This window comes from Amycolatopsis sulphurea (assembly GCF_002564045.1).
Taxonomy (GTDB): domain Bacteria; phylum Actinomycetota; class Actinomycetes; order Mycobacteriales; family Pseudonocardiaceae; genus Amycolatopsis; species Amycolatopsis sulphurea.
Map to the genome: position 1 here is coordinate 4,624,233 of NZ_PDJK01000002.1, position 14,473 is coordinate 4,638,705.

Annotated in this window: 12 protein-coding genes and 2 pseudogenes; 8 read left to right on the forward strand and 6 right to left on the reverse strand. The window is 71.4% G+C overall.

Annotated elements, in window-relative coordinates:
• Positions 1–13 precede the first annotated feature (13 nt).
• On the forward strand, positions 14–2,641 hold the full coding sequence (locus tag ATK36_RS27215) for a valine--tRNA ligase (protein WP_098514074.1): 2,628 nt from the start codon (positions 14–16) through the stop codon (positions 2,639–2,641).
• 149 nt (positions 2,642–2,790) lie between these two features.
• Here ATK36_RS27215 and ATK36_RS27220 read toward each other — a convergent pair whose 3' ends face one another.
• Positions 2,791–3,666, reverse strand: a complete 876-nt coding sequence (locus ATK36_RS27220; RefSeq protein ID WP_098515215.1) for an SGNH/GDSL hydrolase family protein — start codon at positions 3,664–3,666, stop codon at positions 2,791–2,793.
• Between the two features lie 94 nt (positions 3,667–3,760).
• Positions 3,761–4,402 (reverse strand): class I SAM-dependent methyltransferase, encoded by a 642-nt coding sequence (locus ATK36_RS27225; protein ID WP_098514075.1) that lies wholly within the window; start codon positions 4,400–4,402, stop codon positions 3,761–3,763.
• 140 nt (positions 4,403–4,542) lie between these two features.
• Here ATK36_RS27225 and folC point away from each other — a divergent pair, with 140 nt between their 5' ends.
• Together folC and ATK36_RS27235 are read left to right on the forward strand one after the other, a co-directional pair.
• Positions 4,543–6,255 carry a bifunctional tetrahydrofolate synthase/dihydrofolate synthase gene (folC, locus tag ATK36_RS27230; RefSeq protein ID WP_098514076.1) on the forward strand — a complete coding sequence of 571 codons (1,713 nt, stop codon included), beginning with the start codon at positions 4,543–4,545 and terminating at the stop codon, positions 6,253–6,255.
• The gene (locus ATK36_RS27235; protein WP_098514077.1) at positions 6,252–6,668 is read left to right on the forward strand and encodes a DUF4233 domain-containing protein; all 417 of its coding nucleotides are present in this window, start codon (positions 6,252–6,254) and stop codon (positions 6,666–6,668) included. Before folC ends, ATK36_RS27235 begins: the two co-directional genes overlap by 4 nt.
• Before the next feature lie 370 nt (positions 6,669–7,038).
• Here ATK36_RS27235 and ATK36_RS27240 read toward each other — a convergent pair whose 3' ends face one another.
• Together ATK36_RS27240 and ATK36_RS34870 are read right to left on the reverse strand one after the other, a co-directional pair.
• Entirely contained in the window at positions 7,039–7,731 is a 693-nt protein-coding gene (locus ATK36_RS27240; RefSeq protein WP_098514078.1) for a GNAT family N-acetyltransferase, read from the reverse strand.
• Between the two features lie 60 nt (positions 7,732–7,791).
• Positions 7,792–8,554, reverse strand: a pseudogene (locus ATK36_RS34870) (enoyl-CoA hydratase/isomerase family protein).
• Here ATK36_RS34870 and ATK36_RS27255 point away from each other — a divergent pair.
• Together ATK36_RS27255 and ndk are read left to right on the forward strand one after the other, a co-directional pair.
• Positions 8,451–8,681, forward strand: a complete 231-nt coding sequence (locus ATK36_RS27255; RefSeq protein ID WP_281259095.1) for a hypothetical protein — start codon at positions 8,451–8,453, stop codon at positions 8,679–8,681. The pseudogene ATK36_RS34870 and the gene ATK36_RS27255 sit on opposite strands and share 104 nt — an antisense overlap.
• 177 nt (positions 8,682–8,858) lie before the next feature.
• Positions 8,859–9,269 carry a nucleoside-diphosphate kinase gene (ndk, locus tag ATK36_RS27260; RefSeq protein WP_098514081.1) on the forward strand — a complete coding sequence of 137 codons (411 nt, stop codon included), beginning with the start codon at positions 8,859–8,861 and terminating at the stop codon, positions 9,267–9,269.
• 42 nt (positions 9,270–9,311) lie between these two features.
• On the opposite strand, the gene ATK36_RS33950 is transcribed toward ndk, so the two are convergent.
• Positions 9,312–9,491, reverse strand: coding sequence for an SDR family oxidoreductase (locus ATK36_RS33950; protein ID WP_245915226.1), 180 nt, complete (start codon positions 9,489–9,491; stop codon positions 9,312–9,314).
• 37 nt (positions 9,492–9,528) lie between these two features.
• Positions 9,529–9,917 (reverse strand): annotated as a pseudogene (locus tag ATK36_RS33955) (SDR family oxidoreductase); the annotation flags it as partial.
• Between ATK36_RS33955 and ATK36_RS33960 the strand changes: the two are divergent.
• The 3 genes from ATK36_RS33960 (at position 9,813) to ATK36_RS27275 (ending at position 14,387) form a co-directional block, all read left to right on the forward strand.
• Positions 9,813–10,202 carry an MmyB family transcriptional regulator gene (locus tag ATK36_RS33960; RefSeq protein WP_281259118.1) on the forward strand — a complete coding sequence of 130 codons (390 nt, stop codon included), beginning with the start codon at positions 9,813–9,815 and terminating at the stop codon, positions 10,200–10,202. The pseudogene ATK36_RS33955 and the gene ATK36_RS33960 overlap by 105 nt on opposite strands.
• A 9-nt stretch (positions 10,203–10,211) precedes the next feature.
• Positions 10,212–10,943: a maleylpyruvate isomerase family mycothiol-dependent enzyme gene (locus ATK36_RS27270; RefSeq protein WP_098514082.1), complete on the forward strand. Its 732-nt coding sequence runs from the start codon at positions 10,212–10,214 to the stop codon at positions 10,941–10,943.
• A gap of 120 nt (positions 10,944–11,063) precedes the next feature.
• Positions 11,064–14,387, forward strand: a complete 3,324-nt coding sequence (locus tag ATK36_RS27275) for a phosphodiester glycosidase family protein (protein ID WP_170069930.1) — start codon at positions 11,064–11,066, stop codon at positions 14,385–14,387.
• Positions 14,388–14,473 lie beyond the last annotated feature (86 nt).

The following is a 14,473-nucleotide window of genomic DNA, read 5'->3' on the forward strand; positions in this document are numbered from 1 at the left end:
AGACTTGTCCATTGTGACCGAGAACGCTCCGCAGCAGAAAACCGACCTTCCGGGTGCCTGGGACCCGGCCGCCGAAGAAGCCCCGATGTACGACCGCTGGGTAGCGGCCGGGTACTTCACGGCCGATGCCTCGTCGGACAAGCCGCCGTTCTCGATCGTACTGCCGCCGCCGAACGTCACCGGCAGCCTGCACATGGGCCACGCGCTCAACCACACCCTGATGGACGCGATGAGCCGCCGCCGCCGGATGCAGGGCTACGAGGTGCTCTGGCTGCCGGGCATGGACCACGCGGGCATCGCCACGCAGAACGTGGTGGAGCGCCAGCTCGCGGGGGAAGGGCTCTCCCGCCACGACCTGGGCCGGGAGAAGTTCGTCGACCGCGTCTGGGAGTGGAAGGCCGAGTACGGCGGCCGGATCCTCGGCCAGATGAAGCGGCTGGGCGACAGCGTGGACTGGTCGCGTGAGCGGTTCACCATGGACGAGAACCTGTCCCGGGCTGTGCAGACGGTCTTCAAGAACTTCTACGACGCGGGCCTGATCTACCGTGCCGAGCGGATCATCAACTGGTGCCCGCGCTGCCAGACCGCGCTGTCGGACATCGAGGTGGACCACAGCGAGGACGAGGGCGAACTCGTCTCCATCCGCTACGGCGGGGGCGCGGACGCGATCGTCGTGGCGACCACCCGCGCGGAGACCATGCTGGGCGACACCGGCGTCGCCGTGCACCCCGAGGACGAGCGGTACGCACACCTGGTCGGCACCGAGGTCGAGCTGCCGCTGACCGGGCGTCGCATTCCGATCGTCGCGGACCGCCACGTTGACCCGGAGTTCGGTACCGGCGCGGTGAAGGTGACCCCGGCGCACGATCCGAACGACTTCGAGATCGGCCGCCGGCACGACCTGCCCATGCTGACCGTGATGAACGAGCGCGCGGAGATCACCGTGGCGGGCCCGTTCGAGGGGCTGGACCGGTTCGAGGCGCGCCCGGCCGTGGTCGCCGCGCTGCGCGAGGACGGCCGGATCGTCGCGGAGAAGCGGCCGTACCTGCATTCGGTGGGGCACTGCTCGCGGTGCGACACCGTGGTGGAGCCGCGGCTGTCGCTGCAGTGGTGGGTCAAGGTGGCGGAGCCGGCCAAGGCCGCGGGCGACGCGGTGCGCGACGGCCGCACGAAGGTGCACCCGGCCGAGCTGGAGAAGCGGTACTTCGACTGGGTCGACAACATGCACGACTGGACGATCTCGCGCCAGCTGTGGTGGGGGCACCGGATCCCGGTCTGGTACGGCCCGGACGGCGAGGTCGTGTGCGTCGGCCCGGACGAGCAGCCGCCGTCCGGCGAGGGCTGGACCCGGGATCCGGACGTGCTCGACACCTGGTTCTCCTCGGGCCTGTGGCCGATGTCCACCATGGGCTGGCCGGAGCAGACCGCGGACCTGGCGAAGTTCTATCCGACCAGCGTCCTGTCCACCGGCTACGACATCCTGTTCTTCTGGGTCGTGCGGATGATGATGTTCGGCGTGCAGGAGATGGACGGCCGGCCGCCGTTCGACCACGTCTACCTGCACGGGCTGATCCGCGACGCGAACGGCAAGAAGATGTCGAAGTCGCGCGGCAACGTGATCGATCCGCTGGAGTGGATGGACGCCTACGGGGCCGACGCCACCCGGTTCACCCTCGCCCGCGGCGCGAACCCGGGCGCGGACATGGCGCTGGCCGACGAATGGGCCGCGGGCTCGCGCAACTTCTGCACGAAGCTGTGGAACGCCAGCAAGTTCGCCATGATGAACGGCGCGGACGCCACCGGTGCGCTGCCCGCGCCCGGGGAGCTGACCGAGGCGGACCGCTGGATCCTCGGCAGGCTGGCCGCGCTCGTGTCCGAAGTGGACGAACTGTTCGAGCAGTTCCAGTTCGCCAAGGTGGCGAACGCGCTGTACCAGTTCACCTGGAACGAGCTGTGCGACTGGTATCTCGAACTGGCGAAGGTGGCGCTGTACCAGGGCGACGAGGCCCGGGTCGCGGCCACGCGCGCGGTGCTCGGGCACGTGCTGGACGCGGTGCTGCGGCTGCTGCACCCGTTCATCCCGTTCGTCACCGAGAAGCTGTGGACCGCGCTGACCGGCGGGGAGTCGCTGGTGATCGCGGCCTGGCCGAAGCCGATCGAGGGCTACGCGGATCCGGCCGCCGCCGCGCGGATCTCGGATGTGCAGAAGCTGGTCACCGAGATCCGCCGGTTCCGGGCCGATCAGGGCCTGAAGCCGGGGCAGAAGGTGGTCGCGCGGCTCGCCGGGGAGGCGCTCCCGGCCGGGCACGAGGACGCGATTCGCTCGCTGGTCCGGCTCACCCCGCCCGACGATGGATTCGCGGTGAGTGCCTCGCTTGAGGTGGCGCTGGCCGGTGGCGTGGTCACCGTCGAGCTGGACACCTCCGGCACCATCGACGTGGCCGCCGAACGCAAGCGGCTGCAGAAGGATCTCGGTGCGGCACAGAAGGAACTGGCTCAGACCGAGGGCAAGCTCGGCAACGAGTCGTTCATCGCGAAGGCCCCCGCTCCGGTGATCGAGAAGATCAAGGTGCGCCGGGAGACCGCCGTGGCGGACATCGCCCGGATCGAGGCGCGGCTGGCTGCGTTGCCCGCTTCCTAGCGGGGGTCCAGCCGTCTTCCTTTCCGATGCCACGCGGCCCAGGCCGCGTGGCATCGCTTTTGTCCGTGCCTGCTTCCTGAGCGGTGGAGGGGCCTCGTGGTGGCTGTGCCGGAGTGGCCACCACGAGGCCCGACGCCGGCGGCGGTGACTCAGCCGCCCAGCTGCTGCCGGATCACCCCGGCGATCCCGGCCATTCCCGCGGCGAGCGGGTGGTACGCGGCCGCGGCGAACAGGTTCGTGTCCTTCCCGTTGATCCACGCCGCGTCGCCGGCGCAGGCATCGTGCCCGGCGGACGGGGTGTAGATGTCCACATAGGACGCTTGACCGTCGGCCCGTACGGCGTCTTCGATCGCCGAGTTCAGGGCTTCTTCGACGCTGGAGAGCCAGGCGTAGTCACCGTCCGCGAACGGCAGGACCTCCGGGCAGCGGCCGGATTCCGGGGCGATCCGGGGATAGCCGACGGCGAGTACCCGCGCCCGCGGCGAGCGCGCGTGGATCCCCGCCAGCACCTGCCGCACGCGTTCCCCTGTCACCGGGAGCAGCGCCTTGATCGTGTCCACCCCGTCCACCGTGAAGTGCTGCCGGCACGGGCTCCCGGTGGGATCGCCCGGTCGCAGCCCGGGGCAGGTGCCGATGAGCTTGCCGAACACCTCGGAGTCGTTGCCGCCGATGCCGAGGGTGACCAGGTCCGTGTCCGGGCGCAGGGCGGAGAACTGCGGCGGGTTGACGCCCAGCGGCACCTGCTGCGCCTGCGTCATGTGCGTGGTGTCCGCGCTGGAGCAGCTGACGTCGGTGGCGGAGTCCACGTGCAGGGCCGCGGCGACGCGCGCCGGATAGTTGCCTGTCGATCTCGCGCAGCCCAGCGGATCGAGCCGGAGAACGGGGATGAACGGCCCGGCGGTGTAGGAGTCGCCGAGCGCCACGTAGTGCCGGAAACCGGGCTGTGCGGCGGATGCGGCCGTCGCCGAGGTGCCGAGCAGTGCGAGCGCGGCCAGCATCGCGAGCACGATCCGGGTGGGGCGCATGGAGATCCCTTCGGCGGGGAACGCGGGACGGGCTCCACTTTCGGCCCGGATCGGGAGCGTTGCCTGCCGCCGTTCGGGTGGTCGGCCGCGAGGTTCACCCGGCAGCCGGGTGATCCGCGGATTCCCTTCCACCCCAGGGCTTCCGGTAGCTCAGGAGGTACCGCCAGAAGAGCAGTGGCCGCAGCTCGCTGCCGGGTAGCAGCCGGGCCGCATCGCGGCGTACGTCGGACAGGGCGGGGAACTCCATCCGCACGGGGGCCTTCGGCGCCGGGTCGGTGCCGCCGTTGAGCCGGTCTCCGGCCGCGACCACCAGCCGGGCCGCGAGGTTGGCCGGGGCCGCGGCGAGTTGCCGCGCGTAGTCACGGGGGCTGCTGGGCCGGGCGCACCCCAGCACGGCCAGTACCCCGCCGGGTGCGAGCGCGTGGCGGAACTTCAGCACCGTGTCGAACGGCACGTGGTGGAGCGACGCCAGGCAGGAGATGAACGCGTACGCGCCGGGTTCCAGCTGTACCTCGGTGACGTCCGCGTGCCGGTAGGAGACCGTGGCGGGGCTGGCGGCTGCCGCGCGGGCCACGAGGTCCGCGGCCTGGTCGATGCCCTCCACCGTCAGGCCCGTCGCGGCCAGTCGTCGTGCGAATCGGCCGTCGCCGCAGCCGACGTCGAGTGCCCGGCCCGGTCCCGGCGGTACCAGCCGCAGCAGCTGCGGGTGGTAGTGGTGGTTGTGGTCGAACGGCATGCCCCGACCCTGCCATGCCGGGCGGCGGGAACGGGCCGGGTAGGCTGGTCACGCCGGTTCGGCACAGGGCATACCGCCTGGTCGGCCGGGCTGGAGGCGCCGGTTCCCGGCGCCGTGCGACGTCGTCGAGGAGCAAGTGCGTGCCGCGTGGTGAGGGCGGCGGTCCGGAAGGGCCGTTCGGTGCCGAGGAATCCGAAGAGCCCGGCGGGCGGCCCCGGCGGCCCGATCTCGCGGATCCGGACAGCTTCGCCGGCGTGGACGAGCTGGGCGGGCCGTCCGGCGATGGCACTGACGACAGCACCGAGCCGGACCTGGACGCACCCGACGCGGCCTACACCGTCGGCGGCGGCGCCGGTGGCGGGATCGGCGGAATCGGACAGCTCGGCGACAACCTCGCCCTCGGTCCGGTACCGGACCTGGTCGCCGGTGAGGGTGCCGAACTGCACGAGCTGGACGACGAGGGCGTCCTGGAGACACCCGGCGACGAACACGGCCCGGAGGCCCGCCGGGCGTTGATGGCGGTCGAGGCGGAACTCAACCAGCGTTGGCCGGAGACGAAGATCGCCCCCTCGCTGGCCCGGATCCAGGCGCTGGTCACGCTGCTCGGCGAGCCGCAGCGCGGATACCCGGTACTGCACGTGGCCGGGACCAACGGCAAGGGCTCGGTCACCCGCATGATCGACTCGCTGCTCACCCGCATGGGCCTGCGCGTCGGCCGCTACACGAGCCCGCATCTGCAGCTGGTGACCGAGCGGATCGCGCTGGACGGGCAGCCGATCTCCGCGGCCCGCTACGCCGAGCTGTACGACGACATCGCCCCGTACGTCGCGATGGTCGACGGGGCGAGCGAAGACGGCGTGCCGATGAGCAAGTTCGAGGTGCTCACCGGGATGGCGTTCGCCGCGTTCTCCGACGCGCCGGTGGAGGCCGCCGTCGTCGAGGCGGGCATGGGCGGGGCCTGGGACGCTACGAACGTGGCCGACGGCCAGGTCGCGGTCATCACCCCGATCGGGCTGGACCACACCGACTATCTCGGCCCGGCCGCGGTCGACGCGGCTCGGGAGAAGGCGGGGATCATCAAGCCCGGCTCCGTCGCGGTCCTCGCCGAGCAGGACGCCGACGTGCTGAACGTGCTGTTGGAGCGGACGGTCGAGGTGGATGCCGCGGTGGCCCGTGCGGGCAGCGAGTTCGGCGTGCTGGAGCGGGAGGTCGCGGTTGGCGGCCAGATGCTGAAGCTGCAAGGCCTCGGCGGGGTGTACGACGAGATCTTCCTGCCGCTGCACGGCGCGCACCAGGCGGCGAACGCGGCGCTCGCGCTCGCCGCGGTGGAGGCGTTCTTCGGTGCGGGCAAGGACAAACAGCTGGTGCTGGAGGCCGTGCGCGAGGGATTCGCCGAGATCACGAACCCGGGCCGGCTCGAACGGGTCCGGGCCGCGCCCGCGGTGCTGATCGACGCCGCGCACAACCCGATGGGCGCGCGGGCCCTGGCCACCACCGTCACCGAGGAATTCGTGTTCCGGCGGCTGGTCGCGGTCGTCGGGGTGCTGACGGACAAGGACGCCAGGGGCATCCTGGAGGCGCTGGAACCGCTGGTGTCCGACATCGTGGTCACTCGCAACTCCTCGCCCCGGTCGATGCCGGTCGAGGAGCTGGCGCAGCTGGCGGCGTCGGTGTTCGGCGAGGAACGCGTGCTGGCCGACCAGGACTTGGGCACCGCGATCGAGACCGCGATCGGGCTGGTGGAACAGTCCGACGATCCGGAGGAGCCGCTGTCCGGTGGCGGGGTGCTGGTCACCGGTTCGGTGGTCACCGCGGGCGAGGCGCGTACGTTGTTCGGAAAGGAGCCGGCATGAGCGAGAACGACACTCCGGAGCCCGCCGCGGCGCCCCGGCCGCCGGCGAAGGATCCGATGAAGGGCTTCCGCGGGGTGCTCTCCGGAACCCTGATCATGGAGGCGATCACGGTCGCCCTCGCACTGCCGGTGGTGGCGAACCTCGGCGGTGGGGTCACCAGCTTCACCGGCTGGACGGTGATCGCGATCGCCGCCGCGCTGATCGTGCTGTGCGGGATGCTCAAGCACCGGTGGGCGGTGCCGGTGGTGCTGGTGCTGCAGGTGGCGCTGATCGCGATGGCCTTCGTGCTGCCCGCGGTCGCGATCCTCGGGGTGCTGTTCCTCGCCGCGTTCCTCTGGTTCCTGTGGCTGCGCCGCGATGTCGCCCGCCGGATGGCTGCCGGGACGTTGGCCAGCCAGCAGCCGCAGTCCTGACGCGTCGCCGGCCTGGCTGGTCTCGGTGTGGCGGCTGGGGTTTGACTGGCTGCCTTGGTGTGACTGCCGCGGTTCTGGCTGGCTCTGCTTTGACGGGGGTCTCGGCTTGACTGTTGCAGTCTTGACAGGTTGCAGCCCCAGGATTCCGGCGAAGTTGGTCGGGATCCGGCGGCGGGCGTTGCGGAGGTGTGTGCGACCACCTCGTGGTGTGCGCCGGACCGGTTTCGGGTCTGTGAAGGGACCCTTCACGGACTCAGAGTCCGTGAAGGGTCCCTTCACAGACCTCCACGGACCTCCACACCGACTTTGCCGATGCCCTGGGTCGCCATCCTGACCGGCTTCCGTCTTGACGGGCCGCCGCTGACAAGTCTCAGTCCTGACGGCTCAGCCTGACCGGCCACAGGTTTGGCAGGTCTGAGCGCGCCGGTATCGCCCGATGTGCCGCCGGGGCGGCGATCCGCCAGTGGCGTCCGCGCCGCCGCGTCCGCGCGCGCCGCTCCCATGCGGAGGGACGCGCGGCGAAGCTGTCGCCGGTGAGGCCCATCAGCACCGGATACCGGACTTCTCCCTGCAGCAACTCCGTATCCCGCGGCCGCCCTTCCTCCCGGAAGCCGAGTTCGCTGTGCAGGGCGAGCGAGGCGAAGTTGCCGCCGTTGATGCTGACCTCGCACTTGCGGTAGCGCCGCTGCTCGAACATGGACGACAGCAGCACGGTCACGGCGTCGGCCGCGTAGCCGCAGCGCCGGTGCTGCGCCCCGATTCCGACGCCATAGCTGAACCAGCCGGACGCCGGATCGGCCCGAACCCAGAGCGATCCGACCACCGTCCGGTTGCGCAATGTCTCGATCGCGAAGTGCCCGTCGTCGCCGGCCGGGGAGGTGCCGCGCCGGTGCGTCGCCCAGTGCCGGTAACCCCCTGCCCCCTGCGCCGCGGCCCGATCGAACCCGGCCAGGGTCCGGCGATCCGCGGGGCGGACTTCCCGCAACCGAACCTGCGAGCCGCACCGGCCGTCTCCGACGAGCGAGCCGTGCCGCGAACCGGACCGAGACACATTCGTGATCATCGGCAGCGATCGTACCCGTCGCGGTGCGGCGTTCCCGGGGGTGCCGGACGGCGAGGAGCCTCACCGGCCCACGAAGATCGGTGGTCTCCCCTTCGCCCGTGCGGCCAGGGCCTCCAGCGAGTCCGCGGTCGACATGGCGACGCCCTGATGCGATGCGATCGGATCGAGCGCGGACTTCAGGTCGCCGTGCTCGGACTGGCGGACCGCGGTCTTGATCATCTGGATCGCGGCCGGTGGCTGGTCGGCCAGGTGCCGGGCGAATTCGCCGAGCCGGTCGTCGAGATCGCCGGCGGGGCAGAGTTCGTCGACGATGCCCCAGTCCAGCGCGTGCCGGGCGGTGATGAACTCGCCGGTCCACAGTAGACGCAGCGCCCGGGACCGGCCGATCATGCGTGGCAGGTAGTAACAGCCGCCGTCGCCGGGGACGAGGCCGGCGCGGATGTAGCCCTCGGAGAACCGGGCCTCCTCGGACGCGATGCGGTACGCACATCAGGGCCAGGTCCATCCCGGCGCCGACCGCGGGGCCGTGGACCGCGGCGATCAACGGCTTCGTCAGATCGTCGACCGCGCGGGCGACCTGGTGGACGTGGTCGGTCATCAGCCGGCGGCTGGGCGAGCGGTCGAGCTGGTCCAGGGCGCCGAGGTCGACGCCGGAGCAGAAGGCCTCCCCGGCGCCTCGGACCACCACGACGCGGACCTGGTCGTCGGCCTGGACGCCGGTGATGAGCATCGACGAGGTCGCCAAGACCCCGCAGTTGGTCGCCAGCGGTCTGTTCGAGGCCGTCGACCACCCGGTGCTCGGGCTGCTCCGGCAGCCGGGCATGCCGGTGACCTTCGGCCGCACGCCATCGGCTCCGGCCACACCCGCCGTCGTACTGGGGGCGGATTCCGCGGCGATCCGGGACCGCTACGACCCGGCGGCGGAAGCCGGTGGTTCGCGGGCGGGGTGAGGTCGCGCGGGGCGGTGACCACACCCGTCCCCGCAGCACGGGTGATCGCACCGGATAGGCTCACGGGGCGAATACTGTGCTGTTCGTTACCCCTCCGGCGGGAAACAGTGTCCACGGGTACGTCGCCTGCTTCCGGCCGGATCGGTAACACCAATCCACCCAAGGAGAAACACCGTCGTGACTGAACGCACGCTGGTCCTCGTCAAGCCCGATGGCGTCGCGCGCGGCCTCGTCGGCGAGGTCGTCTCGCGCATCGAGCGCAAGGGCCTGAAGCTGGCCGCGCTGGAGCTGCGCACGGTCGAGCGGTCGCTCGCCGAGGAACACTACGCCGAGCACAAGGAACGCCCGTTCTTCGGCGATCTGCTGGAGTTCATCACCTCCGGCCCGGTCGTCGCGCTCGCCGTGGAAGGCCCGCGCGCCATCGCCGCGTTCCGTCAGCTGGCCGGCGGCACCGACCCGGTGGAGAAGGCCACCCCGGGCACGCTGCGCGGCGACTTCGCCCTGGAGACGCAGTACAACCTCGTGCACGGCTCGGACTCGCCGGAGTCCGCCGAGCGCGAGCTGAAGCTTTGGTTCCCGGATCTGTGAGCCGGAGCGGGTGCCGGGGACGGGCTCCCCGGCACCCGCGGTTCAGGCCGCCATCCCACCGTCCACCGGCAGCACCGTGCCGCTGACGTAGGAGGCCCGGTCGCTGAGCAGCCAGGCCGCCGCCTCGGCGATCTCCGCGGGATCGGCGCCGCGGCCCAGCGGGGTGCCCGCGATCAGCCGTTCGGCCAGACCCGGGCTGTCGCTCGCCCAGGTGCCGGACAATCTCGGTCACGGCGTAGCCGGGCGCGATCGCGTTGACCCGGATGCCTTCCGGCCCGAACTGCGCCGCGGCCGACGCGGTGAGGCTGTTGAGCGCCCGCTTCGTCGCCGCGTAGCCGGGCTCCCCACACTCGAGGTGTGCACGATCGCGCCGGTCCCGGCACTCGCCCGGATCGCGTCGGCTTCGGCGACCATGGCCAGCCACGGGCCGCGCAGGTTCACTTCGTAGAGCCGGTCGAAATCGGCCGGCGGCATCCGGTCCACCGGCAGGGGCGGGGTGAGCGTCGCCCCGTTGTTGAAGGCGATGTCGAGCCGCCCGAACCGGTGACGGTCCGGTCCACCGCCGCCCGCACGCGCCGCAACCTGGTCCGCCGGGGAGTTCGCGCGCTCGTCGGCGCTGCGGCCGCGGTCCGCTATCCCGGCGACCACGAGCTGACCGGGCTGATCGCGGACCTGCGCGCCGGGAGCGAGGAATTCGCCCGGCTGTGGGCACGGCACGAGGTCGCCGTGGAACCGACGCCGCGCAAGACATTCCGGCATCCGGCGGTCGGTCCGATCACGGTGAACTGCGACGTGCTGGAGATCTCCGACCGGGACCAGCAGGTCGTGTTCTACTCCGCTCCGCCCGGCTCGCCGGCCGAGGAGGCGCTGCGGCTGCGCTCGGTCCTCGGCACGCAGACGATCATGCTGGAGGACGGTACCGCCGCGCGCTAGTCTCGGCCCGTGCCGACTTTTCCGTTTCCTGCGCCGGATTACCTGCCGCACCTGCGGGCACTGACCGAGGCTTTCGCCGAAGAGGTGCGGGCCGGCCGGTTCGAGGCCGCGGTGCCCTGCTGCGGGGACTGGACCCGGCGCGATCTCGTGGCGCACCTGGGCGTCGTGCACCGGTCGGTGGCGACGATCGTGGAGACCGGGCAGCAGGTGCGTGTCGAGGCGGAGATGGGGGAGGATCCGGCGGGCTGGTATGCCGAAAGCGCGGCCAGGTTGCTGGACGTGCTCGCCGCAGCGGATCCGGACGAGCCGTGCCGGCAGTTCGTCGGCATCGAGATGACCAAGGCGTTCTGGTTCCGCCGTCAGGTGCACGAAACCGCAGTGCACCTGATCGACGCGCACGCCGCTCGTGGCGGAGTGGTCCGGCTGGAACCGCTGGTGGCCGCGGACGGGGTGGACGAGGTCCTCGGCAGGTTCCTGCCCGTGGCCGCGCGGTTCGTGGCCATCCCCTCCCTGGCCGCGCCGATCGCTTTGCACGCCGGCGATCTCGGGTGTTCCTGGACGCTCGTGCCCGGCGCACCGCCCGTGCTCGGCGAGGCGGAGCCCGTCGCGACGGTCGAGGCGACGGTCCAGGAGTTGCTGATGCTGCTGTGGAAACGGGGCGGGATCAGCCCGCGGATCACCGGAGCGGCGGAGGCCGAGGAGGCCGCTCGGGGGTTCCTCGCGGCCAAGCTCACGCCCTGATCGTCCCTGCGCCATTCAGGCGGCGTTCACCGGCTCGTCTTCCCGAAGCCGCGCCGGTCGACTTACCTGGCCCAAGCTGCTTCCTCGATCCTGGGGTTCCTTGTGAAGAAGTCACGCCTCGTGCTGCTCACGGCCGTCCTCGCGGTTTCCGTCGCCACTCCGGCCCAGGCCGATCCACTCGCCGCGCCGCTCGGCTCGCCCCCGATGGAGGGTGCTCCCGCAGCGTCTTCCGCCCGTGAAGCGCCGGTTTCCGCGGCCGCTCCGGCCGTCGACGACGGATTGGTGACCAGCAGCTCGTCGACCGAGGTCGCGCCCGGTCTGGGCCTCACCCAGTTCGACCGCTTCGACCCGAAGGGCTGGATCCGCGGCGACACCCTGAGCGTCGACCTCACCAGCAAGGTGCTGAAGCCGACCTACCTCAGTCCCGGCACAGTGTCCGCGCGGACCCCGCTTTCACAGCAGGTCGCGAAGGCGGGCGCGGTCGTGGGCGTGAACGGAGACTTCTTCGACATCAACGCGACCGGTGCCCCGATCGGCGTCGGGATCGACAATGGGAAGCTGCAGACGGCGCCGGCTGCCGGGCACAACACGACCGCGGCGATCACCGAGGAAGGCCGCGCGAAGCTCGCGGACATCTTCCTTGAGGCGTCGGTGACGATGCCGGACGGCCGTGTCGTCCCCGCCAGCAACTTCAACAGCCCCGTACTCGGTAAGGACGCGCTGGGCGTGTACACGCCGTTGTGGGGTGCTTCGGCGCGTGGGACTTCGGTAGCCGGAGCACAGCGTGTCGTCGAAGCGGAGATTCACGACAGCGTGGTTACGCAACTTCGCGCGAAGCCTGCGGACGGGCCTGTCCCGGCCGGCGCGATCCTCCTGCTCGGCCGGGAAGCCGGTGCGGACGCTCTTTCCGCATTGCGCGTCGGTGACCGGGTAGGTGTCTCGTACGCGCCGCGTACGGACGCTGGGAAGATCGCGGTCGCAGTCGGCGGCAACGAGGCGTTGCTGAAGGACGGACAGCTGCAACCGGTCAACGACACCGCTCTCGCGCCGCGTACGGCGGTCGGGTTCTCCGCGGACGGTAAGCGGATGTGGCTGATCACTGTCGACGGACGACAGGCCGACAGCCGGGGCATGACCGAGCTGGAACTGGCTCGGCAGATGAAAAGCCTCGGCGCCGACGACGCGATCAACCTCGACGGCGGTGGCTCCTCGACGTTGCTCGCCCGCGGTGAAGGCAAAGCCACGCCGACCGTGCGCAACTCTCCCTCGGACGGCGAGGAGCGCTTGGTACCCAACGGGATCGGCGTGGCGACGGTCCCCGGCAGCGGGCGGCTGACCGGCTTCGCACCGGCGCCCGCGCAACAGGGCGAAAACGCCGACCGGGTGCTGTCCGGCCTGACGCGTGTACTCACGTCGAACGGTCACGACGAGACCGGTGCCGCGGTCGCTGCCAACCCGGGTTGGCATGTCTCGAATCCAGCACGCGGCGCGGTGACGAAGAACGTCTTCACGGCGCACGAGAACGACGTGCGTACGGACGTTGATGTCACCGCTCGGCAAGGCCGCGCAAGTGGCCACACGAAGCTCACTGTGCTGGGTACGCCGGTTCGCCTCGGTACGAGCGCGAAGCAGGTCGCGTTGTCCGCCTCCGGTGCGCGCGGGACGTTCCAGGTCTACGGCTACGACGCCGACGGCTACGGAACCTGGATCGAGCCGTCGGACGTGAAGCTCGAGTACGACACGTCGGTCGTAAAGGTGGTTCCTTCGGGCAGCGGCTTCGCCGTCACGGCTCTGGCCTCCTCCGGTGCCACAGCGATCACCGTGCACGCTGCCGGGCTGACAGAGCACCTCGGCGCCTCCATCGGTGCGGTCTCGCAGGTGGCGTCTCCGCTCGACGGCCCGGACGGCTGGTCCGCATCCGTGTACCCGGCCGTGGTCGGCGCCGCGCTTTCCCCCGCCGAAGGACGCGACGGCGGCAAAGGCCTCGCCCTGGACTACCGCCTCACCGGCACCACCGCGACGCGCGCCGCGTACGTGAACGCAACCAACCCGATCCCGGTGTCCGCGGGTACGCAGAAGATCGGCCTGTGGGTCAATGGGGACGGCAAAGGCGCCTGGCTGCGCGCGGAACTGTGCGACGCGGCAAACGTGGCGTCCATTGTGGACCTTTCGCTGAGCGTCGACTGGACCGGCTGGCGGCACGTCACGGCCACGGTGCCTGCTGGGCTGCCGGACGGGCAGCGGCTGACCCGGTTCTATGCCGTGGAGAACGTGCCGGATCAGCAGTACTCGGGCCACCTCGTGTTCGACGACCTCACCTTCGAGGTCGCCCCCACCGCCCAGATCCCCGGCGACCCGGCCTACCACGACCCCGCGCTCGTCACCGATGGCACGCTGGGCACCGGCGGCCTGCGGATCGCCGTCGTCAGCGACGCCCAGTTCACCGCGGACGCGCCGGACGGCCCGCTCGTCGCCCAGGCGCGGCGGGCATTCCGGGAGGCAGTCGCCGCGAAACCGGACCTCGTGCTGATCAACGGCGACCTCGTGGACCGCGGCACGGCGCCGGACTTCGCGTTGGCGCGCAAGGTGATCGGCGAAGAACTCGACGGCCGCGTCCCGTGGTACTACGTGCCCGGCAACCACGAGGCCGAAGGCGGCGACGGGCTGGCCCGGTTCCAGGAGGTCTTCGGCCCGACCCACCGCGTCGTCGACCTCCACGGCATCCGGCTGGTCCTGCTCGACTCGTCGCGCGGGTCCCTGCGGGCCGGCGGCTTCGACCAGGTGCGGATGCTGCGCGACGCGCTGGACAGCGCCGCCGGAGACCGTTCGGTGCGCGGTGTGGCGGTCGCCATGCACCACCCGGTGCTCGACCCCAGCCCGGCCGGAAACTCGCAGCTCACGGACCGGAAGGAAGCCGCCCTGCTGCAGACCTGGCTGACGGGTTTCGCAGAGAAGTCCGGAAAACCGGCCGCCGCGATCGCCTCCCACGCGGGCGTTTTCGCGCTGTCCCGCACCGACGGCGTGCCTTACCTGGTCAACGGAAACTCCGGCAAGACCCCCGCCGCCGCCCCCGGCGACGGCGGTTTCGTCGGCTGGACACTGGCCCGCCTCGACCCGGCCGGCCGAGCCCAGCCGGTCCGCTTCGAAACCCGCCCGAACGTGGACACCCTCACCCTGACCGGCCCGTCCACCCTGCCCCGCGCCGCGACCGCCCGCATCACCGCCACCCTCGCCCAGGGCACCCGCAGCATCCCCGTGACCTACCCGGTCAGTGCCCACTGGACCGGCCGCGCCGCGCACATCGGCACCTGGCCACCCGGCCCGCGCGACGTGGTCTCCTTCGACCCGGCGACCGGCACGGTCCGCGCCCTGCGCCCGGGCACCGCGTGGATTTCGGTTGCGGTGAACGGGGTTTCTCGCACGACGGCGATCACGGTGACCTGAGTTGCCGGGTCAGTCCTTGCTCCGGTGCTCGGCCGCCAACGGCCAATCGGCAGGCCCGTGGCGTCCCCGCCGGCCCGTCGGACAGA

Excerpts from the sequence above, each read along its gene's own strand:
- ATK36_RS27220 (WP_098515215.1), bottom strand. The coding sequence starts at position 3,666 with ATGCGCCCCACCCGGATCGTGCTCGCGATGCTGGCCGCGCTCGCACTG.
- ATK36_RS27225 (WP_098514075.1), bottom strand. The coding sequence starts at position 4,402 with ATGCCGTTCGACCACAACCACCACTACCACCCGCAGCTGCTGCGGCTG.
- ATK36_RS27240 (WP_098514078.1), bottom strand. The coding sequence starts at position 7,731 with ATGATCACGAATGTGTCTCGGTCCGGTTCGCGGCACGGCTCGCTCGTC.
- ATK36_RS27235 (WP_098514077.1), top strand. The coding sequence starts at position 6,252 with ATGAGCGAGAACGACACTCCGGAGCCCGCCGCGGCGCCCCGGCCGCCG.